The organism is Streptomyces sp. NPDC046862 (assembly GCF_040704615.1).
Lineage (GTDB): Bacteria > Actinomycetota > Actinomycetes > Streptomycetales > Streptomycetaceae > Streptomyces.
On record NZ_JBEYXP010000008.1, the window covers coordinates 51,673 to 74,952 of the forward strand.

General features: G+C 68.1%; 22 protein-coding genes. 10 read left to right on the top strand and 12 right to left on the bottom strand.

Annotated features, from left to right (window positions below; genetic code table 11):
* Positions 1-45 precede the first annotated feature (45 nt).
* Together AB0959_RS10930 and AB0959_RS10935 are read left to right on the top strand one after the other, a co-directional pair.
* The gene (locus tag AB0959_RS10930) at positions 46-2,688 is read left to right on the top strand and encodes a transglycosylase domain-containing protein (protein WP_366826030.1); all 2,643 of its coding nucleotides are present in this window, start codon (positions 46-48) and stop codon (positions 2,686-2,688) included.
* Positions 2,689-2,832: 144 nt separating this feature from the next.
* A complete protein-coding gene (locus tag AB0959_RS10935; RefSeq protein ID WP_366826031.1) occupies positions 2,833-4,341 on the top strand; it encodes a glycosyltransferase 87 family protein in 1,509 nt (502 codons plus the stop codon).
* A 100-nt stretch (positions 4,342-4,441) separates the two neighbouring features.
* On the opposite strand, the gene AB0959_RS10940 is transcribed toward AB0959_RS10935, so the two are convergent.
* The 3 genes from AB0959_RS10940 to AB0959_RS10950 form a co-directional block, all read right to left on the bottom strand.
* On the bottom strand, positions 4,442-5,473 hold the full coding sequence (locus AB0959_RS10940) for an alanine racemase (RefSeq protein WP_366826032.1): 1,032 nt from the start codon (positions 5,471-5,473) through the stop codon (positions 4,442-4,444).
* 97 nt (positions 5,474-5,570) lie between these two features.
* The gene (gene femX / locus AB0959_RS10945) at positions 5,571-6,689 is read right to left on the bottom strand and encodes a peptidoglycan bridge formation glycyltransferase FemX (RefSeq protein ID WP_366826033.1); all 1,119 of its coding nucleotides are present in this window, start codon (positions 6,687-6,689) and stop codon (positions 5,571-5,573) included.
* Between the two features lie 212 nt (positions 6,690-6,901).
* A complete protein-coding gene (locus tag AB0959_RS10950) occupies positions 6,902-7,216 on the bottom strand; it encodes a hypothetical protein (RefSeq protein ID WP_366826034.1) in 315 nt (104 codons plus the stop codon).
* Between the two features lie 263 nt (positions 7,217-7,479).
* Here AB0959_RS10950 and rpsF point away from each other — a divergent pair, with 263 nt between their 5' ends.
* The 4 genes from rpsF to rplI all read left to right on the top strand — a co-directional run bounded on the left by rpsF (position 7,480) and on the right by rplI (position 9,226).
* Positions 7,480-7,770 (top strand): 30S ribosomal protein S6, encoded by a 291-nt coding sequence (gene rpsF / locus AB0959_RS10955; protein WP_005482942.1) that lies wholly within the window; start codon positions 7,480-7,482, stop codon positions 7,768-7,770.
* 76 nt (positions 7,771-7,846) lie between these two features.
* Positions 7,847-8,443, top strand: a complete 597-nt coding sequence (locus tag AB0959_RS10960; RefSeq protein WP_366826035.1) for a single-stranded DNA-binding protein — start codon at positions 7,847-7,849, stop codon at positions 8,441-8,443.
* A gap of 81 nt (positions 8,444-8,524) precedes the next feature.
* Positions 8,525-8,761, top strand: coding sequence for a 30S ribosomal protein S18 (gene rpsR, locus AB0959_RS10965; RefSeq protein WP_003949403.1), 237 nt, complete (start codon positions 8,525-8,527; stop codon positions 8,759-8,761).
* Positions 8,762-8,779: 18 nt separating this feature from the next.
* Positions 8,780-9,226, top strand: a complete 447-nt coding sequence (rplI, locus tag AB0959_RS10970; protein ID WP_366826036.1) for a 50S ribosomal protein L9 — start codon at positions 8,780-8,782, stop codon at positions 9,224-9,226.
* 132 nt (positions 9,227-9,358) lie between these two features.
* On the opposite strand, the gene AB0959_RS10975 is transcribed toward rplI, so the two are convergent.
* On the bottom strand, positions 9,359-10,702 hold the full coding sequence (locus AB0959_RS10975; protein WP_366826037.1) for an MATE family efflux transporter: 1,344 nt from the start codon (positions 10,700-10,702) through the stop codon (positions 9,359-9,361).
* A 455-nt stretch (positions 10,703-11,157) separates the two neighbouring features.
* Between AB0959_RS10975 and dnaB the strand changes: the two genes are divergently transcribed.
* Both dnaB and AB0959_RS10985 read left to right on the top strand, forming a co-directional pair.
* A complete protein-coding gene (dnaB, locus tag AB0959_RS10980; RefSeq protein ID WP_366826038.1) occupies positions 11,158-12,633 on the top strand; it encodes a replicative DNA helicase in 1,476 nt (491 codons plus the stop codon).
* 60 nt (positions 12,634-12,693) lie between these two features.
* On the top strand, positions 12,694-14,085 hold the full coding sequence (locus AB0959_RS10985) for a serine hydrolase domain-containing protein (RefSeq protein ID WP_366826039.1): 1,392 nt from the start codon (positions 12,694-12,696) through the stop codon (positions 14,083-14,085).
* Positions 14,086-14,174: 89 nt separating this feature from the next.
* Here AB0959_RS10985 and AB0959_RS10990 read toward each other — a convergent pair whose 3' ends face one another.
* On the bottom strand, positions 14,175-14,627 hold the full coding sequence (locus AB0959_RS10990) for a GNAT family N-acetyltransferase (RefSeq protein WP_366826040.1): 453 nt from the start codon (positions 14,625-14,627) through the stop codon (positions 14,175-14,177).
* A gap of 10 nt (positions 14,628-14,637) precedes the next feature.
* A complete protein-coding gene (locus AB0959_RS10995; protein WP_366826041.1) occupies positions 14,638-15,096 on the bottom strand; it encodes a MarR family transcriptional regulator in 459 nt (152 codons plus the stop codon).
* A 141-nt stretch (positions 15,097-15,237) separates the two neighbouring features.
* On the opposite strand from AB0959_RS10995, the gene AB0959_RS11000 reads away from it, so the two are divergent.
* On the top strand, positions 15,238-16,476 hold the full coding sequence (locus AB0959_RS11000; protein ID WP_366826042.1) for an MFS transporter: 1,239 nt from the start codon (positions 15,238-15,240) through the stop codon (positions 16,474-16,476).
* A gap of 90 nt (positions 16,477-16,566) precedes the next feature.
* Here AB0959_RS11000 and AB0959_RS11005 read toward each other — a convergent pair whose 3' ends face one another.
* Positions 16,567-17,433, bottom strand: coding sequence for a GNAT family N-acetyltransferase (locus tag AB0959_RS11005; protein ID WP_366826043.1), 867 nt, complete (start codon positions 17,431-17,433; stop codon positions 16,567-16,569).
* 613 nt (positions 17,434-18,046) lie between these two features.
* Here AB0959_RS11005 and AB0959_RS11010 point away from each other — a divergent pair.
* Positions 18,047-19,480 (top strand): globin domain-containing protein, encoded by a 1,434-nt coding sequence (locus AB0959_RS11010; RefSeq protein ID WP_366826045.1) that lies wholly within the window; start codon positions 18,047-18,049, stop codon positions 19,478-19,480.
* Between the two features lie 28 nt (positions 19,481-19,508).
* On the opposite strand, the gene AB0959_RS11015 is transcribed toward AB0959_RS11010, so the two are convergent.
* The 5 genes from AB0959_RS11015 to AB0959_RS11035 form a co-directional block, all read right to left on the bottom strand.
* On the bottom strand, positions 19,509-19,991 hold the full coding sequence (locus tag AB0959_RS11015; RefSeq protein ID WP_366826046.1) for an NUDIX hydrolase: 483 nt from the start codon (positions 19,989-19,991) through the stop codon (positions 19,509-19,511).
* Positions 19,992-20,116: 125 nt separating this feature from the next.
* Complete coding sequence (locus tag AB0959_RS11020) at positions 20,117-21,022, bottom strand: LysR family transcriptional regulator (RefSeq protein ID WP_366826047.1); 906 nt, start codon at positions 21,020-21,022, stop codon at positions 20,117-20,119.
* 209 nt (positions 21,023-21,231) lie between these two features.
* On the bottom strand, positions 21,232-22,368 hold the full coding sequence (locus AB0959_RS11025; RefSeq protein ID WP_366826048.1) for a cystathionine gamma-lyase: 1,137 nt from the start codon (positions 22,366-22,368) through the stop codon (positions 21,232-21,234).
* Positions 22,365-22,856: a low molecular weight protein-tyrosine-phosphatase gene (locus AB0959_RS11030; RefSeq protein ID WP_366826049.1), complete on the bottom strand. Its 492-nt coding sequence runs from the start codon at positions 22,854-22,856 to the stop codon at positions 22,365-22,367. The genes AB0959_RS11025 and AB0959_RS11030 overlap by 4 nt, the downstream gene beginning before the upstream one ends.
* Before the next feature lie 9 nt (positions 22,857-22,865).
* Positions 22,866-23,243, bottom strand: coding sequence for a phage holin family protein (locus tag AB0959_RS11035; protein WP_366826050.1), 378 nt, complete (start codon positions 23,241-23,243; stop codon positions 22,866-22,868).
* Between the last annotated feature and the right edge of the window lie 37 nt (positions 23,244-23,280).

Consider the following 23,280-nt stretch of genomic DNA (forward strand, 5'->3'; position numbering starts at 1 on the left):
TTTCCAGGCGCGCAGGGGTGCGCCTGCCCGAGGAGTAGTCGTTCGATGAGCGAGCACCGTCGCAAACCGCCGCAGCCGCAGGGAGACGGACGTGCTGCGGCCCGACGCGGCCAGTCGGCGTCCTCCGGCCGCCGCGCGGCACCGCGAGGCGCCACCGGGTCTCCTTCCGACTCCTATGGCGCGGGAGGTGAGGAGCGCCCGTACGGCGGCCGTGCCGAAGCCCGGCGGGCGGCACAGAGAAGTACAGGGGGTGGCCGCCGCAGAGCGGCACCCGAAGGCGCGGGACGTGGTCCCGGGCGCGGCAGAGGGCGTGCCGCGCCGCCTCCAGGGAAACGGATCATCGACTACCCCCGCGCGGGGAAGTACGGTGGTGCCCGCTGGGTGCCGTCATGGCGGCTCGTGACGGGTCTGATCATCGGCTTCTTCGGGAGCCTGGTGGCGGTCGCGGGCATCGGTTACGCGCTCGTTGGCGTGCCCGACCCGGCCAAGGCGGCCCAGGCGCAGAACAACGTCTACTACTGGGACGACGGCAGCCCGATGGTCTCCAGCGGTGGTGAGGCGAACCGCCAGATCATCGCGTACTCCAAGATCCCCAAGGCGATGCGGTACGCGGTCATCTCGGCCGAGAACAAGACGTTCGAGACCGACAGCGGCGTCGACCCGATGGGTATCGCGCGTGCCCTCGTCAACATGGCCAAGGGCGGCGACACCCAGGGTGGCTCGACCATCACCCAGCAGTACGTGAAGAACGCGATGCTGGACGATCAGTCGCAGACCCTGACCCGGAAGTTCAAGGAACTCTTCATCTCCATCAAGGTGGGCACGAAGAAGTCCAAGGACGAGGTGATGAGCGGCTACCTGAACACCGCCTACTACGGGCGCAACGCCTACGGCATCCAGGCCGCCGCCCGTGCCTACTTCAACAAGGACGCCGACGAGCTGAACCCGAGTGAGTGCGCCTTCCTGGCCGGCGTGCTCAAGGGAGCGACGTACTACGACCCCGCGGGCTCCGTCGAGATCGACCCCGCTGCCACTCCTCAGGCCAACCGCAAGCGGGCCGAGGAACGCTGGAAGTGGATCCTCGGCGAGATGGTCAAGGACGGGCACCTCAGCCAGTCCGAGGCGGCCAAGTACCCGTCGTTCCCCAAGGTCCAGAGCCCTCGCTCGAACAATGATCTGAAGGGCCAGGTCGGTTACCTCGTCGACCTCGCCAGGGCCTACATCATCAAGAACACCAACATCTCGGAGATCGACCTGCGGCGGGGCGGCTACGAGATCCACACGACCTTCGACAAGAAGATGGTCAACCAGCTCTCCGATGCCGTGACGAAGGTCCGCAAGGAGAACATCAAGCCCAAGGAGCGCCCGAAGACGGACACCCACGTCGAGTTCGGCGGGGCTTCGGTGGACCCGACCACCGGCGCCATCAGGGCGATCTACGGCGGCGCGGACGCGACCAAGCACTTCACCAACAACGCCGACCAGACCGGCGCCCAGGTGGGCTCGACGTTCAAGCCCTTCGTGCTGGCCGCCGCCATGAAGTGGGGCGTGCGTGACAAGAACGGCGACGAGGAGCAGCCGCAGGACGAACGGACCATCGTCTCCCCGAAGAGCCTGTTCAGCGGCAAGAACAACCTCAAGGTCAAGGAGTACAACGGCGACATCTGGACGAACGAGAAGGGCGAGGAGTGGCTGCAGGCCAATGACGGAGACGAGTCGTACGGCAGCCCGCCGAACTACGACATCAGCGTTCGTGAGGCGATGAGGGTCTCGGCGAACTCCGCGTTCGTTCAGCTCGGCATGGACGTCGGCCTTGACAAGGTCAAGGAGTCCGCCATGGACGCGGGTCTCCTCGAGAGCAGCCTGACGGGCACCAGTTACCCGTCCTTCTCGATCGGCATCTCCGACCCGAGCGCCATCCGTATGGCCGGGGCGTACTCCACCTTCGCGGACAGTGGCAAGCAGCGCGACCTCTACTCGGTGAAGGAGATCGAGGGCGAGGACGGTGTCGTCTTCAACCACCAGGACATCGCCAAGACCAAGCAGGCCTTCACCGCCAAGGTCGCCGACAACGTCACCGACGTCCTGAAGACCGTGGTCGACGAGGGAACCGGTACCAACGCCAAGCTGCCGGGCCGTGACGTGGCCGGCAAGACCGGTACCACCGACGGCAACAAGTCCGCCTGGTTCGTCGGGTACACCCCGCAGTTGTCGACAGCCATCGGCATGTACCGCATGGACGACAACGAGAAGATCAAGAACCGCGAGTTCCTGCAGATGTACGGAACCGGTGGTCAGAAGTCGATCCACGGTGCCTCGTTCCCGTCAGAAATCTGGCACGACTACATGGAGCAGGCGCTCAAGGGCAAGAAGGTCCTCGACTTCCCCACGCCCGAACCCATCGGTGTCGTGGTCAACGACGATCCGGACCCGACTCCCACCCCGACTCCCACCCCGTCGGACGAGGAGAGCACGGATCCCAGCCCGTCGCCGAGTGAGAGCGAGGTCTCACCGTCGCCCACACCGAGCGAGACCTGCAACCCGTTCGACCCGACCTGCAACGACGTGGGTGGCAACGATGCGGGTGGTACGGACGCCGGAGGCACGGACGGCGGTGTGAGTCCGTCACCGACGGAATCCGATGGCAACACGAGAGGCAATGGCAACGGCGGAGGCATCTTCGGATGACCGATCGCCGGCCACCGGTAGGTGGGCACCGCCGGGGGTGTTTCACGTGAAACATCCGTCGTGAGGTGTTTCACGTGAAACGAGGGCCGCCGCACCCCACCGGGTGCGGCGGCCCTCGGTTTTTTCCTAGGTACGTACGGCAGGATGTGCGGCATGCCCAGTGCAGACACGACGCCAGTGAGCGTGGACGAGCCGGAGCCGGTGCGGCCGACCAAGGAGGACGAGGTCGCCGCGAGCGGCAGTGAGCTGATCGGCGGCCCCATCGGGCGGCGCGCACTGCTCGGGACGTCCTGGTGGACTCCCGTGCGGGTGGTCGCGCTCGTGGCGATCGGCATGTTCGCCCTCGGCATGGTCCAGAAGCTGCCCTGTTACGACGGTGCCTGGTTCTTCGGGGCCAGCTCCCAGTACACGCACGCGTGCTACTCGGACATCCCGCACCTCTACCAGGGGCGCGGCTTCGCCGACGGCCTGGTGCCGTACTTCGACAAGCTCTCCGGCGACATGGAGTACCTGGAGTACCCCGTGCTGACCGGTGTGTTCATGGAGGTTGCCTCCTGGCTCACCCCGGGCAGCGGCAGCATCCAGGACCAGGAGCAGTGGTACTGGATGGTCAATGCCGGGATGCTGATGGTGTGCGCGGCGGTCATCGCCGTCTGCACCGTGCGCACCCAGCGTCGTCGCCCCTGGGACGGCCTTCTGGTGGCCCTCGCGCCCGCCTTCGCGCTGACGGCGACCATCAACTGGGACCTGCTCGCCGTGGCTCTGCTTGCCGCCGGGATGCTGATGTGGTCACGGCGGCGCCCCTTGGCCTTCGGTGTGCTGGTGGGGCTCGCCACGGCCGCCAAGTTCTATCCGTTCCTGGTTTTCGGGCCGCTCCTCGTGCTGTGCTGGCGGGCGGGCAAGTGGCGGGAGTTCGGGACGGCGCTGCTCGGGGCTGTCGGCGCCTGGCTCGCCGTGAACCTTCCGGTGATGTTCCTCGCTCCGGAGGGGTGGGCGAAGTTCTACAGCTTCAGTCGCGAGCGGGGAGTCGACTTCGGCTCGATCTTCCTCCTCCTCTCGCAGCGGTTCGACATCCAGATCACCCCGGACACGGCCAACACCTCCGCGATGATCATGATGGTGCTCGCCTGCGGGGGCGTCGCGGCACTAGCGTTCACGGCCCCGCGCCGGCCACGCCTCGCCCAGCTTGTCTTCCTGATCGTCGCGGCCTTCATCCTCACCAACAAGGTCTACTCGCCGCAGTACGTGCTCTGGCTGGTCCCTCTCGCCGTGCTGGCCCGGCCCCGCTGGCGGGACTTCCTGATCTGGCAGGCGTGCGAGGTCGCGTACTTCCTCGGAATCTGGATGTACCTCGCCTACACAACCAGCGGGGATGCCCACAAGGGGCTGCCGACCGAGGGCTACCAACTCGCCATCGCCGTCCACCTGCTGGGGACGCTGTATCTGTGCGCCGTCGTCGTACGGGACATCTACCTGCCGGAGCGTGACGTGGTGCGCCGGGCCGGCGACGACGATCCCGCGGGCGGCGTACTGGACGGCGCGGAGGACCGTTTCGTGCTCGGTGCTGCGGCCCACCCGCCGCGCCACGCGGCGCACCTCGACGGGCCGCACGTCGAATGGGGTGGCTGCGGTACCACCGAGAGTTCGCCCTGAGCGAACAGGCCGTAGGGAAGGTACGCAGAAGGCCGTACACGGAGTCCGTGTACGGCCTTCTGCGTACGGAGAGGCGAGCGAAAGCCGGGGCCGCGCCGGGTCAGCGGTCGACGATCCGGTCGAACTGCGTGGTGGTGTGCCGCAGGTGGGCCACCAGTTCCTCGCCCACCTTCGGTTCCGGGGCGTCCGCGGGCACGAAGAGGATCGACACCTGCATGTGCGGCGGCTCAGCGAACCAGCGCTGCTTGCCGCCCCAGACGAACGGAGAAAGGTTCCGGTTGACCGTGGCGAGGCCGGCGCGTGCGACGCCCTTGGCGCGCGGCATGACGCCGTGCAGCGCCTTCGGGGCCTCCAGGCCCACCCCGTGCGACGTACCGCCCGCCACGACCACCAGGTAGCCGTCGGAGGCCGCCTTCTGCTGTCGGTAGCCGAAGCGGTCGCCCTTCGAGACCCGTGTGACGTCCAGGACGGCACCGCGGTACTCGGTCGCCTCGTGGTCCCCCAGCCACAGCCGCGTGCCGATACGGGCGCGGAAGCGGGTCTGCGGGAACTGCTGCTGCAGGCGGACAAGCTCCTCGGCCTTGAGGTGGCTGACGAACATCGTGTGAAGCGGCAGACGGGCCGCACGCAGGCGGTCCATCCAGCCGATGACCTCCTCGACGGCGTCCGAGCCGTCGGTGCGGTCCAGCGGCAGGTGGAGGGCGAACCCCTCCAGGCGGACATTCTCTATGGCGGCGTGGAGCTGGGGCAGGTCCTGCTCGCTCACACCGTGCCGCTTCATCGAGGACATGACCTCGATGACCACGCGCGCGCCCACGAGACCGTACACGCCGTCCACGGACGACACGGAGCGGATGACGCGGTCGGGCAGCGGCACCGGCTCCTCGCCCCGCCGGAACGGTGTGAGCACGAGCAGGTCGCCGCTGAACCAGTCCTTGATCCGGGCGGCCTCGTAGGTGGTGCCGATGGCGAGGATGTCCGACCCGAGGCGCGTGGCCTCCTCCGCCAGCCGCTCGTGGCCGAAGCCGTAGCCGTTGCCCTTGCAGACGGGGACGAGCCCCGGGAACTGCTCCTGCACATGCTTGTGGTGTGCCCGCCAGCGCGCGGTGTCGACGGAGAGCGTGAGCGCCATGGCCGGTCCCGGAACCTTTCTTGTGGCTGCCGTGTATCAGGGTGTGAAGCGCAATTGTGGTGCATCCGCCGGACCGGCGGGGCGATGCCGGACCGCGTCAGCGGCGCGACATGTACATGTCGAGCGCCTTGTGGAGCAGCTTGTTGAGCGGGAAGTCCCACTCGCCCAGGTACTCCGCGGCCTGCCCGCCCGTGCCCACCTTGAACTGGATCAGACCGAAAAGGTGGTCCGTCTCGTCCAGCGAGTCGGAGATGCCGCGCAGGTCGTACACGGTCGCGCCGAGGGCATAGGAGTCGCGCAGCATCCGCCACTGCATGGCGTTCGAGGGCCGGACCTCACGCCCGATGTTGTCCGACGCGCCGTACGAGTACCAGACGTGCCCGCCGACGACCAGCATCGTCGCCGCCGACAGGTTCACGCCGTTGTGCCGGGCGAAGTACAGCCGCATGCGGTTGGGGTCCTCGGTGTTGAGGGCCGTCCACATGCGCTGGAAGTACGACAGCGGCCGCGGCCGGAAACGGTCGCGCACGGCCGTGATCTCGTAGAGCCGCTGCCACTCCTCCAGGTCGTGGTAACCGCCCTGGACGACCTCGACGCCCGCCTTCTCGGCCTTCTTGATGTTGCGCCGCCACAGCTGGTTGAAGTTCTTGTGGACCTCTTCCAGGGAGCGGTTCGCGAGCGGCACCTGGAAGACGTAGCGGGGCTGGACGTCACCGAAGCCGGCCCCGCCGTCCTCGCCCTGCTGCCAGCCCATGCGGCGCAGCTTGTCGGAGACCTCGAAGGCCCGCGGCTCGATGAAGTCGGCCTCGATGTCGCGCAGGCGCTTCACGTCCGGGTCCTGGATGCCCTTCTTGATGGACGTGGCTTCCCAGCGGCGGATGATCACCGGCGGGCCCATCTTCACGGAGAAGGCGCCCTGCTGCTTGAGGTGCGCGAGCATCGGTTCCAGCCAGTCGGTCAGATTCGGCGCGAACCAGTTGATGACCGGGCCCTCGGGCAGATAGGCGAGGTAGCGCTTGATCTTGGGCAGCTGCCGGTACAGGACAAGGCCGGCGCCGACCATCTCGCCCGTCTTGTCGAACCACCCGAGGCTCTCGGAGCGCCACTCCGCCTTGACATCGGCCCAGGCCGGGACCTGCATGTGGCTCGCCGCCGGCAGGCTCTGGATGTACGCCAGATGCTGCTCTCGGCTGATCGTCCTCAGGGTCAGGCTCATTCGGGGCGCTCCTCGGGCTGGTGTGTCCCCATGGGTACAGGGGCTCCGGCTCTAGCGCCGAAGCCTACTGCGCCCTGCGAGCGCGCCGTCTGGCCGTATGCAACCTGGGTCCCGACCGGTGCGTGGGCGGGACGCCGAGGGGTGTTGTCCGGCCGGCTGACGGGTCGTCGGCCGAGAGCCTGCCGATGCCCCGTCAGCCGGACGCGACGGGATCAGCCGATGAGCCCGCCGAAGAGGCCCCCGTGTGCCATGCCGAGGAAGAAGCCGACCGCCGAGGCACCGAGACCCACGATCAGACCGAAGCGCTCACGGGTCGTCTCGGAGATGAACTGCCCGTACGCCCCGGTCAGGATCCCCACCAGCCCTGTCCAGGAACTGAGCAGGTGCAGATGGTGGAACATCGCCGTGACGAAGGAGACCACCCCGAGCACGAGCGTCACGGCAAGAAGGGTGTCCTGCACGGGATGGGGCTTGTGATCGGTGGCGAACAGGGATCCGGCGATGTTGGGTCGCATTATCTGTGCCATAGGGCACCTCCTGCGGAAGGCGGCGCATCGTAGCGCCTTACACACCCGATGTGTACAGATTGACGGTCCGCGCCGCCTGATTTCAACCCGGAGGACGGGTGCGGGTACTCTGTACCGTCTGCAAGGTGTCTGCCCTGGCCACGACGGGGGATCCCAGCCGGGATCCCCGATTGTCAGTGGCGGCCGATACCGTTGCGTACGCATCACAACCCTCCTGCCACGGAACGACCGTGGCCGCTGAGTCCAAAGGAGGTGGGTTCTACATGCGTCACTACGAGGTGATGGTCATCCTCGACCCCGATCTGGAGGAGCGCGCCGTCGCCCCCCTGATCGAGAACTTCCTCTCCGTCGTCCGTGAGGGCAACGGAAAGGTCGAGAAGGTCGACACCTGGGGCCGTCGTCGTCTCTCGTACGAGATCAAGAAGAAGCCTGAGGGCATCTACTCGGTCATCGACCTTCAGGCCGAGCCTGCGGTCGTCAAGGAGCTCGACCGCCAGATGAACCTGAACGAGTCGGTCCTCCGGACCAAGGTCCTCCGCCCCGAGACCCACTGAGCACTCCCGCTCAGCTGATCTCGGGACTCGAGTAGCAGCACCAGCAGCCAGCAGCAATCCCGCCGAGAGGTTCCCCATGGCAGGCGAGACCGTCATCACGGTCGTCGGCAATCTTGTCGACGACCCCGAGCTGCGCTTCACCCCTTCCGGTGCGGCGGTCGCGAAGTTCCGTGTCGCGTCCACGCCCCGCACCTTCGACCGCCAGACGAACGAGTGGAAGGACGGCGAGAGCCTGTTCCTGACCTGCTCTGTCTGGCGTCAGGCGGCGGAAAACGTCGCCGAGTCGCTCCAGCGAGGCATGCGCGTCATCGTGCAGGGCCGGCTGAAGCAGCGGTCCTACGAGGACCGTGAGGGCGTCAAGCGCACGGTCTACGAACTCGACGTCGACGAGGTCGGCGCGAGCCTGCGCAGCGCCACGGCCAAGGTCACCAAGACCTCCGGTGGCGCTCGCGGTGGCCAGGGCGGTTACGGCGGCGGTGGCGGTGGCGGCCAGGGTGGCGGCGGCTGGGGCGGAGGCCCCGGTGGCGGCCAGCAGGGCGGCGGCGCTCCCGCCGACGACCCCTGGGCGACCGGCGCTCCCGCTGGTGGCAACCAGGGCGGCGGCGGTGGCTGGGGCGGAGGCTCCGGCGGCGGCGGCGGTGGCGGCGGCTACTCGGACGAGCCCCCCTTCTAGGCACCGAGGACCGGGATGCCGGTCCTTTGTGGCGAGGGCGGGGCCGTACCCCAAACTTCTTGATCACACAGGAGAAACACCATGGCGAAGCCGCCTGTGCGCAAGCCGAAGAAGAAGGTCTGCGCTTTCTGCAAGGACAAGGTCACGTATGTGGACTACAAGGACACGAACATGCTGCGGAAGTTCATTTCCGACCGCGGCAAGATCCGTGCCCGCCGCGTGACCGGCAACTGCACGCAGCACCAGCGTGACGTCGCCACGGCCGTGAAGAACAGCCGTGAGATGGCGCTGCTGCCCTACACCTCCACCGCGCGCTAAAGGAAGGGTGACCTACTCATGAAGATCATCCTCACCCACGAGGTCTCCGGCCTCGGCGCCGCTGGCGATGTCGTCGACGTCAAGGACGGGTACGCCCGTAACTACCTGATCCCGCGGAAGTTCGCGATCCGCTGGACCAAGGGTGGCGAGAAGGACGTCGAGCAGATCCGTCGCGCTCGCAAGATCCACGAGATCCAGACCATCGAGCAGGCCAACCAGATCAAGGCCCAGCTCGAGGGTGTCAGGGTCCGCCTGGCCGTCCGCTCCGGCGACGCCGGTCGTCTCTTCGGTTCTGTCACCCCGGCCGACATCGCCTCGGCGATCAAGGCTTCTGGTGGCCCCGAGGTCGACAAGCGCCGCATCGAGCTGGCCGCGCCGATCAAGACGCTGGGCGCTCACCAGACGTCCGTGCGTCTGCACCCCGAGGTGGCTGCCAAGGTCGCCATCGAGGTCGTTGCGGCGTAAGCGTCGCGCTCGCTGAAGCGGTATCCGGGGCCGCACCCTTCGGGGTGCGGCCCCGGATGTTTGCTGGGGCGTGTTTCACGTGAAACGTCGTGTTTCACGTGAAACACGGTGACCCGGATGCCACCGGCCTGCTCAGCGCGTCGCTCCGGTGACGATCCAGCGACCCGAGCGGGAGCGCAGCCAGAGCGTCAGCATGCGCATGGTCATCATCAGTGTCATGGCTCCCCAGAGCGCGGTCAGACCGCCGCCGAAAGTTGGGACGAGCAGGGCCACGGGGGCGAAGACCGCGAGGGTCAGCACCATCGCCCACGCCAGATAGGGGCCGTCTCCCGCACCCATCAGGACGCCATCGAGAACGAACACGATGCCGGAGACCGGCTGGGAGAGTGCCACCACGACGAGGGCGGGCAACGCGACGTCCTGGACGAGCGGATCGCCGGTGAAGAGCGGGATGAACAGGGGGCGGCTGATGAGCACCAGCAGGCCCAGCACGATCCCGGTGGCGATGCCCCACTGCACCATGCGGCGACATACCTCCCGCGCACCGTGGGCGTCGCCCGCACCGAGGTAACGGCCGATGATGGCCTGCCCTGCGATGGCGATCGCGTCGAGTGCGAAGGCCAGCAGGCTCCACAAGGACAGAATGATCTGATGCGCTGCGATCTCCGTGTCCCCGAGGCGCGCTGCGACCGCGGTGGCGATCATCAGGATGGCCCGTAGCGAGAGCGTACGCACCAGAAGCGGTGCCCCTGCCTGGGCGCAGGCTCGTATCCCCGCTACGTCCGGTCGCAGCGAGGCACCGTGTCTGCGTGCCCCGCGGACCACGACCCCGAGGTACACGGCGGCCATGCCGTACTGGGCGATGACCGTGCCCCACGCTGAGCCGGCGATGCCCAGATCGGCGCCGTACACGAGACCAGCGTTGAGCGCGGCGTTGGCGACGAAGCCCGCTATGGCGACGTACAGCGGAGTCCTCGTGTCCTGGAGTCCGCGCAGGACGCCCGTGGCGGCCAGCACCATCAGCATCGCCGGGATGCCGAGCGCAGAGATACGGAGGTACGTGGTCGCGAACGGGGCCGCGGTGTCAGAGGCGCCGAACAGGTCCACCAGAGCAGGCGCTCCGGGCAGGACGACGACCACGACCGTCGCACCGAGAAGGAGCGCGAGCCAGATGCCGTCCATGCCCTGGCGGATGGCGGCCCGCAGATCGCCGGCGCCCACACGTCGGGCGACCGCGGCCGTCGTGGCGTACGCGAGGAAGACGAAGACGCTCACTGCGGTCGTGAGGAGGGCAGCGGCGACACCGAGACCGGCCAGCTGTGCGGTGCCGAGGTGACCGACGATGGCGGTGTCCGCCATCAGGAAGAGAGGCTCGGCGACGAGTGCGCCGAAGGCCGGAACGGCCAGCGCGACGATCTCTCGGTCGTGCTGTCGCCGGGCGGCCCTGGTTGCCGCGGGAGCCTGTGTCATGAGCATCAATCTAACCGTCCACAGGTAAGAGATGCAATTGGCCTGCGACCCTTACCTTTCTCTCGCTCGGGCGTGTCGTGGCAGCTCGTTCGAGAGGATCTTGGTCCGGCTGTGAAAGTTTTTCTTCTGCACAGCCAGTGGATCGGAAAACAGCAGGTCAGAGGCATAGATTCTGAATGCCTCAAGGCTTGTTCACAGGCCTGTCCACCGTGTCGTGCACAGGTTTCGTGGAGTTCTCCACAGCATCGGGCCCGTCGTCCACATGGCCTGTGGATAACCAGATTGGCTGACGGTGCCGACAGGCCTACCGTTGTCCGGCGCCCGCCCTGTCTTCCGGTCTCGGATATGCACGCAGAACCGACGTGCCGGAAGCGGAGTCGGGCCTCTCATTTGTCAGTGTCGTGCCGTAGGAAAGAGGGGCACGGCGAGGTCCGCGGGGGCGGACGGGAGGAGGTGGCCCGGTGAGCATTTCCGAGCCCTTGGACGAGCCGTGGGCCGACAGCGGACCCAGCGACCGTCTGCCCGCCTCCCGCCGGCGCGGCAACGGAGGCCGGGGACGCGACGAACAGCACGACCGGGGCCGTGAGGACAGCGCATGGGAGGGCGCGGGTCCGTCGTTCGAACGGGTGCCGCCGCAGGACCTCGACGCCGAGCAGTCCGTCCTCGGCGGCATGCTCCTGTCCAAGGACGCCATCGCGGACGTGGTCGAGGTCCTCAAGGGCCATGACTTCTACAAGCCCGCACACGAGACCATCTACCAGGCCATCCTCGACGTCTACGCCAAGGGCGAGCCGGCGGACCCCATCACGATCGCCGCCGAGCTCACCAAGCGCGGCGAGATCACCAAGGTGGGGGGTGCCGCGTATCTGCACGCCCTCGTCCAGACGGTGCCGACGGCGGCGAACGCCGAGTACTACGCCGAGATCGTCCACGAGCGCGCGGTCCTGCGCCGCCTGGTCGAGGCGGGCACGCGCATCACCCAGATGGGATACGCGGCCGACGACGACGTCGACGAGATCGTGAACAGGGCGCAGGCGGAGATCTACGCCGTCACCGAGCAGCGCACCACCGAGGACTACCTCCCGCTCGGCGACATCATGGAGGGCGCGCTCGACGAGATCGAGGCGATCGGGTCGCGGTCGGGGGAGATGACGGGTGTGCCGACCGGCTTCACCGACCTCGATCAGCTCACGAATGGCCTGCACCCGGGTCAGATGATCATCATCGCCGCCCGTCCCGCCATGGGTAAGTCGACGCTGGCGCTGGACTTCGCGCGGGCGTGCTCGATCAAGCACAACATGCCGAGCGTGATCTTCTCGCTCGAAATGGGCCGCAACGAGATCGCGATGCGTCTGTTGTCCGCCGAGGCGCGTGTGGCTCTGCACCACATGCGCTCCGGCACGATGACCGACGAGGACTGGACGCGTCTCGCCCGCCGCATGCCGGACGTCTCGGCCGCCCCGCTCTACATCGACGACTCCCCGAACCTGTCGATGATGGAGATCCGTGCCAAGTGCCGCCGCCTCAAACAGCGCAGCGACCTGAAGCTGGTCGTCATCGACTACCTGCAGCTGATGCAGTCCGGCGGCAAGCGGTCCGAGAGCCGCCAGCAGGAAGTCTCCGACATGTCGCGAAACCTCAAGCTGCTGGCCAAGGAGCTGGAGCTGCCGGTGATCGCGCTGTCCCAGCTCAACCGTGGCCCCGAGCAGCGCACGGACAAGAAGCCCATGGTCTCCGACCTGCGTGAGTCCGGATCGATCGAGCAGGACGCGGACATGGTGATCCTCCTGCACCGCGAGGACGCCTACGAGAAGGAGTCGCCGCGCGCGGGCGAGGCGGACATCATCGTGGGCAAGCACCGTAACGGCCCGACCGCCACGATCACCGTGGCCTTCCAGGGCCACTACTCACGCTTCGTCGACATGGCTCAGACCTGATCAATCCGCTCGCCATAAATCCGCTCGACTCCTGGTTCCGGGCCCGTTGGACTGGGCCCCATGACGACACCAGAGGAAGAGCTGCTGCCCGCCACCCGTCGCGCGCTGCTGCACCGCGTCGCCGTAGGTCAGGCCGAGGGACGGGCGCCGTCGATGGTCGCTGCGGTCGTCCGCGGCGGTCGGACGGTGTGGACGGGGACGCGGACCTGCCTGGAGGGACACGCGCCCGACGAGAACACGCAGTACAGGGTCGGCTCGATCACCAAGACGTTCACAGCCGTCCTGGTGCTGCGGCTGCGTGACGAGGGCGTACTGGACCTCGGTGATCCGCTGGAGAAGCATCTGCCGGGCACCGGCGCGGGGGAGGCCACGATCGCGGAACTCCTCGCGCACCGGGGTGGACTGGCGGCGGAGACACCCTCGCCCTGGTGGGAGCGCACCCCCGGCACGCTGCGTCCGGAACTCGCCGATGCCCTGGGTGAACAGCCGCACCGGCATCCCGTCGGCCGCCGCTTTCACTACTCCAACATCGGCTACGCCCTCCTGGGCGCCCTCGTCGAAGAGCTGCGCGGCGCCCCCTGGGAGGACGTGCTGCGGCGTGAGGTACTCGAACCGCTGGGCCTGCGCCGCACGAGCTGTGAGCCGATGGTGCCCCATGCGGGTGGCTGGGCCGTCCATCCCTGGGCGGACGTGATGCTGCCCGAGCCCACCGAGCACTTCGGACGCATGGCGCCCGCCGGACAACTCTGGTCCACCACAGAAGACCTGGCTCGCTTCGCAGCCTTCCTCGCCACGGGCGACGATCGGGTGCTGAGCGAGGAGTCCCTGCACGAGATGCGGACGCCCGCCGCGCCGGCCGAGGTAGCGGATGTGGCAGCGGGAGCGGCGTACGGACTCGGCATGCAACTCCAGCAGCACGAGGGCCGCTTCCTCGTGGGGCACTCCGGATCCGTTCCGGGTTTCCTCGCGGGCCTCACGATCAGTGTGGAGGACGATGTGGCGGCCGTCGTGCTGGTCAACTGCACTTCAGGCCCCGGCGCGTGGAGCGTCGCGGCCGATCTCGTCCGCATCGTGGCGGAGGCCGAGCCCCGGATTCCCGAGCCGTGGCGGCCACTGCCCGACGTCGATCGGTCGGTGCTGGAGCTGGCGGGGCAGTGGTATTGGGGTACGCATGCCTTCGCGCTGCGCCTCGTGACCGGCGGAGGTCTCTCGCTGGATCCGCTGTCGGGCGGTGGCGAGGACCTGGGCGCGCGGTTCAGGGTGAATGGTGACGGCACGTGGACCGGACTCAACGGCTATTTCGCGGGCGAGTCCCTGCGGGCCGTGAGAAGGCCCGACGGGTCCGTGGACCATCTGGACCTCGGGTCGTTCGTGTTCACGCGACAGCCGTACGACGAGGGGGCCTCGGTGCCGGGTGGGGTGGACCCTGAGGGGTGGCGAGGGATCTCGTAGCCCTGGCCGAGTGCATGAGGGTGCTGAGCGTATGAGGGCGGGGTGCTGTTTCACGTGAAACAGCACCCCGCCCTCATACGGACGGCATGTCAGAGGGGCAACTTGAAGCCCACGTGAGAGGCCTCGAAGCCCAGTCGTTCGTAGAACCGGTGGGCCTCGGTGCGAGTGGCGTCGGAGGTGAGCTGGACCAACTGGCAGTTCTGGCGCCGGGACTCGTCGATCGCCCAGTGGATGAGCTTCGTGCCGAGGCCGCTGCCGCGTTCGTCGCTGTGGACGCGGACTCCCTCGATGACCGATCGGGTCGCTCCCTTGCGGGACAGCCCGGGAATGATCGTGAGCTGGAGCGTTCCGACGACGCGGCCCTCGCGTACGGCGACGACCAGGTGCTGGTTCGGGTCGGCGCTGATGCGTTCCAGGGCCACCAGATAGGGCGTCAGGTCGTCCGGTGACTCGCGCTGGGCGCCCAGCGGGTCGTCGGCGAGCATGGCGACGATGACGGGAACGTCGGCGGTGACGGCGGGACGTATTTCAAGATCTCCCATGGCCCGCAGCCTATGCGGGCGTGCTCAATGACTCGACGACCCGGACAAGGGGAGCCAGTTCGGGAGTCTCGGCCGCCTTGTCGAGGGCCTCGCGGAGAGCCGCATCGTTGGTGGGCCGGGCTTCTTCAAGGAGCTTGAGCCCCGCCTCGGTGACGTTCGTGTAGATGCCACGCCGGTCCGTGGGACACAGATAGCGCGCCAGGAGCCCCCGGTCCTCAAGACGGGTGACCAGCCGCGTGGTGGCGCTCTGGCTGAGGACGACCGCGTCGGCGACCTGCTTCATCTGCAGGTGGCCCCCGTCGCCGTCGTGCTGCCGGCTGAGCACGTCGAGCAGGGAGTACTCGCGCACGCTCAGGTCGTGCTTGCCCTGCAGCGCGCGTTCGATGTGGGCCTCGATCCTCCCGTGCAGCAGAGAGAGGGCGCACCAGCCCTGGGCGAGGGCGGTGAGCGCGGGGTCCGTCGCGGTCATGCGTGTTCCTCCGTCGCGGGGCGGCTGGATCCAGGATATGCCAACTGAGCAATAGACGGCACTTGCTGTTATAGAGCGTCTGCAACTATTTTGTGCGCTGACAAAGCGCTCTTGCAATCTACTGGGAAGGTGTCACCCTCCATGCCTCTCGCGCTTCTGGCCCTCGCGATCGGGGCCTTCGGCATCGGCACGACCGAGTTCGTCATCATGGGCCTCCTGCCCGGGGTCGCTCAGGACTTCGGCGTCTCCATCCCCACGGCCGGCTGGCTGGTCACGGGCTACGCACTGGGCGTCATGGCGGGCGCCCCGATCATGACTGTTCTCGGCACCAGGATGCCGCGCAAACGGATGCTGATGCTGCTGATGGGCTTGTTCATCGTCGGTAATCTGTTGTCCGCCGTCGCCCCCGTCTTCGCCGTCATGCTGCTCGGCCGTGTGATCGCCTCGCTCGCCCATGGCGCCTTCTTCGGCATTGGCTCGGTCGTCGCCGCCGAACTGGTGGCCTCGGACAAGAAGGCCGGAGCCATCTCGATGATGTTCACCGGTCTCACCGTGGCCAACGTGGTCGGCGTGCCGCTGGGCACCTTCATCGGGCAGTCCATCGGCTGGCGGGTCACCTTCGCAGTCGTGGCCGCCCTCGGCGTTCTTGGGCTGGTGGGTATCGCACGGCTCGTGCCGGACCTGCCCAGGCCGGAAGGAGTGAGCCTGGGCCGTGAGCTGGCCGCGTTCAAGAACGTGCAGGTCCTGCTCGCCATGGCGATGACCGTGCTCGGCTTCGGCGGCGTCTTCGCGGCCATCACCTACATCGCTCCGATGATGACGCACGTCGCGGGCTACGCCGACTCCTCCGTCACCTGGCTCCTCGTCCTCTTCGGCCTGGGCATGGTCGGGGGCAATCTCGTGGGCGGCCGGTTCGCCGACCGCGCGCTGATGCCCATGCTGTACGCCTCGCTGGGTTCCCTGGCCGTCGTCCTCGCTCTCTTCACGCTCACCGCGCACGACAAGATCACGGCAGCGGTGACGATCGCACTGGTCGGTGCCCTGGGCTTCGCGTCCGTACCGCCTCTGCAGAAGCGCGTCCTCGACCATGCGCACGACGCCCCCACGCTGGCCTCGGCGGTGAACATCGGTGCCTTCAACCTCGGCAACGCGCTCTCGGCCTGGCTCGGCGGTCTCGTCATCGCCGCTGGTTTCGGCTACACGGCCCCCAACTGGGTCGGCTCCGCACTCGCCGCGACCGCCGTCGTCCTGGCCGTCCTCTCCGCCGCCCTGGAGCGCAGGCGCAGCGCACCCGGCACGATCGCGGCCGGGGCAGGAGAAGGCGACGGAGCCGGGGTGGCCGCGAGCTCGGCCGAGCGAGAGCACGCCGTTCGCCGCTGACACGGCGACGGCTCAGCCACATCCCGGTCCGTCACAACGACAAGCGGCGCGAGGGCACAACCGCCCCCGCGCCGCTTCTCGTGAATACCCTCAGCCTGCCGCCACTGTCAGGGGAGCGAACCGCCGGGTCCAGTCTCCCGGCAGATCCGGAACCCCGTAGGTCATCACCGCGTTGAAGGCCACCGACGTCAGCCCGCGGTTCTTCACCCACGTGAGCAGCTCGTCGTGACGTACGTCGATGTCGGTCCGCAGGGGGCGGTCGGAGTGGGCGGCCAGGGAGGTGATGAGCGCCTTGGCCGCCTCCGTGTCCCGCGCGATGAGCGGGCCCACGACATGGGTGTCCATGTTGGGCCAGGCAGCCGCGTACCCGATGATCCGGCCGTTCTCCACGGCGACGTGAAGGAGGTCGGCGAACGCCGGAAGACGCGTGATCACAGGGGTGCGGTCGGTACCGAAGACCTCTTCGTCGAGCCGGAGGATCGTGGTGACGTCCTCCGCCGCGGCGGGCCGGGTGGTGATCGCGGGTGACCGGTCGCCGGGGGTGAAGTGCCCCCTGACCATCTCGGCCCGACCGGTGACCTTGAAGCCCAGTTCCTCATAGAGGGGCCGGCCGTGCGGCGTCGCATGAAGGGTCAGCGGAGTCGTGGCCATCTTCGTGATGACATGCCGCATCAGGTGGCGGCCGACACCCTGGCGGGAATGACGCTCGGCCACCAGCACCATGCCGATCGCCGCCAGATCGGGGCGGCCTGGCGAGCCGTACTCGGTCACGACGCAGGCTGTGACGAGGCCGCCATCGGGGTCGTCGATGCCGTATCCCTTCCCCGCCGCGAGTAGCAGCCCCCATTTGTGTTCCTCCCGGGGCCACCCCCGGTCCTCGGACAAGTCGGCGCAGGCGGTGAGATCGCGAGGCGTCAGACGGCGAATGGGCAGAGCGGCGAGGGAAGGTGTCGGCACGCAGGTCAGGCTGTCTGACCTGCGCCCCTGACGTCTACCGGTTTGCGGGACCACGCATGAGCTTTTGGCCATGTCGTGCCCAAGTCCCCATCAAGCGGACAGGTGTTTCACGTGAAACAACGCGAGCGTTCAGCGCACCGACACACCTGGTCTCCCTATGGGATGCCCATCAATTGGCCTGCAGCGCCCGGTAGTTGAAGGAACCTGAGGGTTCGCACCCCGTCCTGATCGTGACGAAGGAAGGGGGGACTTGTGTGAGGGACGCCTGCCGGTATGGTCGAGTCCGGTTCTTGTCCAGGGCGAGGTGCGCTCATCTCATGAAGGCAAGAGCGCAGGCCAATGCAGCATAACGGGACGGAGAGATCGAAGAACCGCATTCTGCGTGATGTGGCCGGACCGCCGGGTGCGCGGTGGGACGCTGCGGTGTGAGTACTGCGGTCCATCTCACACTCTCTCCTACTTGTCCGTACACAGCGGAAACCCGGGTTGAATGTGGCCGCTTGGCCTACGGGACCGAACGGGGAATGCAAGGCCGTCTGCGGGGGACAGCAGGCAACCTCCCCGCCAGGGGAGTACGCAGAACGACCGAAAGAAGTTCGAGGCGAGGCACACCATGGACGCTCCCACCACCACGTCGGCCGACAACGCCACGTCCGGCGGCAACGGCGTGGGCGGCTGGTTCACCCCGCGTAAGCAGCCCACACCCACCGGCGGAGAACAGGAGACCGAGGGCAGCCGTCTGGCTGGGCTGCGCCCGGTGGGTCGGCCCGCGGAGGGTGAGCCGGCGTCCGGCGGCGGCCCCGCGGCGGGCGAAAGCGCCGGTGCTCAGGAACGAATACCGGACGCGCCGGCGCCCGCCGAGGATCCGGCGCCGGGATCGATCTTCCAGCAGGAACGCATACCCGCCCAACGCTCCACCTCCGCTCCCCAGGCCTCCCCCGATGCCGTGCTCATCCGCCGCACCATGGCGGAGATCAATCCGGTCGCCGACAAGGTCACCTCGTACTTCTACGCCATGCTCTTCGTGCGGCACCCCGACCTGCGCCCGCTCTTCCCACCGGCGATGGACGCGCAGCGGGACCGCCTGCTCAAGGCGCTGCTGACGGCGGCCGAACACATCGACAACACTCCGGTCCTGGTCGAGTACCTGCAGGGTCTCGGCAGGGGGCACCGCAAGTACGGCACTCAACCCGAGCACTACCCGGCCGTCGGTGAGTGCCTCATCGGGGCGCTGAGCCGGTTCGGTGAGGCCGTCTGGGACGACGAGACCGAGGCGGCCTGGGTGCGGGCGTACACGACGATCTCCCAGGTGATGATCGACGCGGCGGCCGCCGACGAGCTGCGGGCCCCGCCCTGGTGGATGGCCGAGGTCGTCTCGCACGACCTCAGGACGCCGGACATCGCGGTCGTCACGGTCCGGCCCGACCAGCCGTACCCCTTCCTCGCCGGGCAGTACACGAGTCTGGAGACTCCCTGGTGGCCGCGGATATGGCGGCACTACTCGTTCGCCTCGGCGCCCCGCTCCGACGGTCTGCTGTCGTTCCATGTGAAGGCGATCCCGGCAGGCTGGGTGTCCAACGCGCTGGTACACCGCGCCCGCCCCGGCGACGTCGTACGGCTCGGGCCGCCGACCGGTTCGATGACGGTCGACCACACCACCGACAGCGGACTGCTGTGCCTTGGTGGTGGCACCGGCATAGCGCCCATCAAGGCCCTGATAGAAGACGTCGCGGAGCACGGCGAACGGCGCCCCGTCGAAGTCTTCTACGGTGCTCGCACCGACCACGACCTGTACGACATCGACACGCTGCTGCGGCTGTCGCAGAGCCACTCATGGCTGGAGATCCGCGCGGTGGTGGATCGCAACGGGCCGCTGCAGCTCCCCGACGCCGTGCGCGAGTACGGGCCGTGGAACGAGTACGACGCGTATCTCGCGGGTCCGCCCGGCATGATCCGCAGCGGTGTGAACACGCTGAGAGACGTCGGCATCCCGTGGAACCGCATAAGGCACGACTCGGTGGAGGAACTGGTCGCGGCAGGGGACTGAGGTTCGCCGGTCTCCGTCCGGATCAAGGTCAGCCCAGGTCGGGCGCGTGCATCGCCCGTACGCCCTCGATGTTCCCGTCGAGGTAGTGCCGCAGGGACAGCGGTACGAGGTGGACGGATGCGATCCCGACCCTGGTGAACGGCACGCGGACGATCTCGTACTCGCCCTGAGGTTCGTCGACCTCCGGTCCGTGCCGCTGGGAGGTGTCCATGGACTCGAGGCGGCAGACGAAGAAGTGCTGGACCTTCACGCCGGTCGCACCGACGTCCTCGCCGATGTGCTCGACGGTGTCCACGAAGCAGGGCACCACATCGGTGATCTTGGCGCCGAGTTCTTCGTGCACTTCGCGATGGAGCGCGTCGACGACGGTGGTGTCCTCAGGTTCGACCCCGCCACCCGGTGTGAGCCAGTAGGGATCGACGCCGGGCTTGGTCCGCTTGATCAGGATCAGGTCGTCGCCATCGAGCAGGATGGCGCGGGCGGTGCGCTTGACCACGGGTCGGACGGTCATGGGAGAAATGTGGCCCGGCTGGTTCCACGTGAAACATCGAGCAGCTCCGGAAGAGAAGCTCGGGCAGACCCGTGAGAGAAGTGCAGATCCATGAGAGAAGTATCGGGCCCGCACGAGCAGCCGCGCTATGACCAGTCCGAGGCTGTTCGCAGCAGATGCTCGTGCGCCCGCGCGATGTGCCCCATGGCCAGTGTGCCGGTCCGGACCACCAGGAAGTACGTACGCAGTGGGGGCACGGCCGGCTCGAGGAGCGCCACGACGTCCCCACGCTCCAAAGCGGAGGCACACAGATAGCGGGGCAGTACGGCCAGGCCCGCGCCGGTGACGGCGCAGGCGAGGACCGCGCGGAGGTCGGGCACGATGACGGTGCCCGAAGCGGCGGGCCGGGAGTCGAAGACGGAGGCCCAGTAGCGGGCGACGAAGGGCAGCGACTCGTGTACCTCGACCACGGGGAGGTTCTCCAGTACGTGAGAGCCCTTGCGGCGCAGCTTGGCCGCGCTGACGCGGGAGGCCCAGCGAGGATCCGCTATCAGGACGTGCTCCTCGTCGCAGAGCGGAGTCGAGGTGAGCAGAGTGCCCCGGGTCCGGGCCGTTGTGATGGCCAGATCATGGTGTCCGGCGGCAAGTCCGTCCAGCGTCTCCTCGGCGTTCCCGAACGAGGCCCGCAACGCAAAACCCTGCCCGTGCTCCCCGGTCAGCTCGGTGAGGGCGGGCAGGGCGCGTTCGGCCGTGAACTCCGGTGGTCCGGCAAGGTGCAGCGTGCGTAAGGAGGAGTCCTCGTCCGCCCCGGTCTCGGCGATCTCGACCAGGGCATCGAGATGCGGAGCCGCTTTGTGGGCGAGCTCGTCGCCGATCGTCGTCGGGGTCACCCCGCGGGCCTGCCGCAGGAACAGGGGACGGCCCAGCTGCCGCTCCAGCGTGCGGATCTGCGAGGTGACGGCCGGCTGTGAGAGACCGAGCAGGGCGGCGGCGCGGGTGAAGGAGCCGGCCCGGTGCACGGTGACGAACGTGCGCAGCAGGGCCAAGTCCATGGTGCTCCTCCCCTCCCGTCTCCGGAGCGCCCAACTATAAATAAGTCGATAGGTCTCTGTCGCTACTGTGATTGGACACTGACACAGAGTCAACTAGCCTTGTTGGCGCGGTTCTTCGCGCGCAGAACCGGGACGGTCCGAGCCAAGAGGGGGGAGGCTCGGACCGTCCGATCCGCGTAGGGACGTGCTAGTTGGTAACAATTGTCGGATCACTCCGCCGACGCGTCGAGTGCGCGCAGCACGTCGGCCACCAGGTCGTCGGTGTCCTCGACGCCCACCGAGAACCGGATGAAGCCCTCCGGGACCGCGTCCCCGCCCCAGCGACCGCGCCGCTCGGCAGTGGACCGTACGCCGCCGAAGCTCGTGGCGTCGTCCACCAGGCGCAGGGCGTCCAGAAAACGGTCGGCACGCGCGCGCGTGGGAAGGGAGAACGACACCACGCACCCGTAGCGCCGCATCTGTCGCGAGGCGACCTTGTACGCGGGATCGTCGGGCAGGCCCGGATGACGCAGACCGGTCACCTCCGGCCGCTCCTTGAGTGCCTCGGCGACTGCCAGGGCGTTGGTGCCCTGCCGGTCGGCGCGCAGGTGCAGCGTCGCCAGCGAGCGGTGGGCGAGCCAGGCCTCCATCGGCCCCGGAATCGCCCCGGCGATCTTGCGCCAGCGCCGTACCGCCGTCATCAGGCCGGCGTCGCGGGCCACCACGTACCCCAGCAGGAGGTCGCCGTGCCCGGTGAGCTGCTTGGTGCCGCTGGCCACGGCGAAGTCGGCACCCAGCTCCAGCGGCCGCTGCCCGAGAGGGGTCGCCAGGGTGTTGTCGACGGCCACAAGGCATCCACGCGCGTGGGCCGCCTCGGTGAGCCGCCGGACGTCGCACACGTCGAGCCCCGGGTTCGACGGCGTCTCGATCCACAGCAGCCTCGCGCCGTCGAGGACGTCGAGTTGCGCGTCGTCGGCCGTCGGAGCGGTGCGCACCTCGATGCCGTACGCGCGCATCTGCTCGACGACCAGCGGCAGTGCCTGGTAGCCGTCGTTCGGCAGCACGGCGACGTCACCGGCGCGGAGCTGGGAGAAGAGGACGGAGGAGATGGCTGCCATGCCGGAGGAGAAGACGAGCGTCTCGGCGCTGTCCTGTCCCGGAGCCTCCAACTCGCCGATGGCGCGCTCCAGGAGCGTCCAGGTGGGGTTCTCGTCGCGACCGTAGGTGTAGGGGCCCGTCGGGTCGCCCGGCAGGTGGTAGTGCGCGGCGAAGACCGGTCCGGGCACGCTGGGCTCGTGCTTGACGGGCTCGGGCAGCCCCGCCCGTACCGCGCGTGTGCCGTCGCCGAACGCGCCCGGGTCGCTCATGCCGCCCGTCCTTCCAGGTGCTCCCGTACGGCAGCGAGAAGGCCTGGGCTCGCCGCCTCCACCATCTCGAGGCACTCCTCGAAGCCGTCGATGCCGCCGTAGTACGGGTCCGGTACGTCGAGGTCGTCGCCCGCGGCGGGGTCGTACGACCGCAGGAGCCGGACCTTGGCGGCGTCCTCCGCGGTGGGTGCGAGACGGCGCAGGGCCTTGAGGTGGCCGGAGTCGAGGGCGATCACGAGGTCGAGGCGGGCGAACCAGGAGTCCCGGAACTGGCGGGCCGTGTGCTCGCTGCCGTAGCCGTGGTCCTCGAGGACGGAGACGGTGCGCGGGTCGGCGCCGTCGCCCTCGTGCCAGCCGCCCGTGCCCGCGCTGTCGACCTCGACCTGGCTGTCGAGCCCTGCCTCCTCCACACGCGCGCGGAAGACGGACTCGGCCATCGGGGAACGGCAGATGTTGCCGGTGCAGACGAAACAGACGCGGTAGGTCATGGTGGGTGCTCAGTCGTTGTCGGGCAGGACGACGTGGAGGGCCCAGGCGACGACCGAGATGATCAGGCCGCCCAGGACCGCGGTCCAGAAGCCCTCCACATGGAAACTCAGGTCGAGTGTGTCGGCCAGCCACGAGGTGAGCAACAGCATCAGTGCGTTGACCACCAGGGTGAACAAGCCGAGCGTCACTATGAACAAGGGGAAGGTCAACAGCTTGACTATCGGCTTGACCACGACATTCACGAGACCGAAGACGAGGGCGACGAGCAGCAGCGTCCCGACCTTCTTGCCCGTGCTGTCACCGGTCAGAGTGATCTTGTCGAGGAGCCATACGGCGACCGCCAGGGCACCCGCGTTGGCGATCGTCTTGACTACGAAATTCTTCATGTGTCTGATCGTGGCAGACGAGATCGGGCGCGAGCAC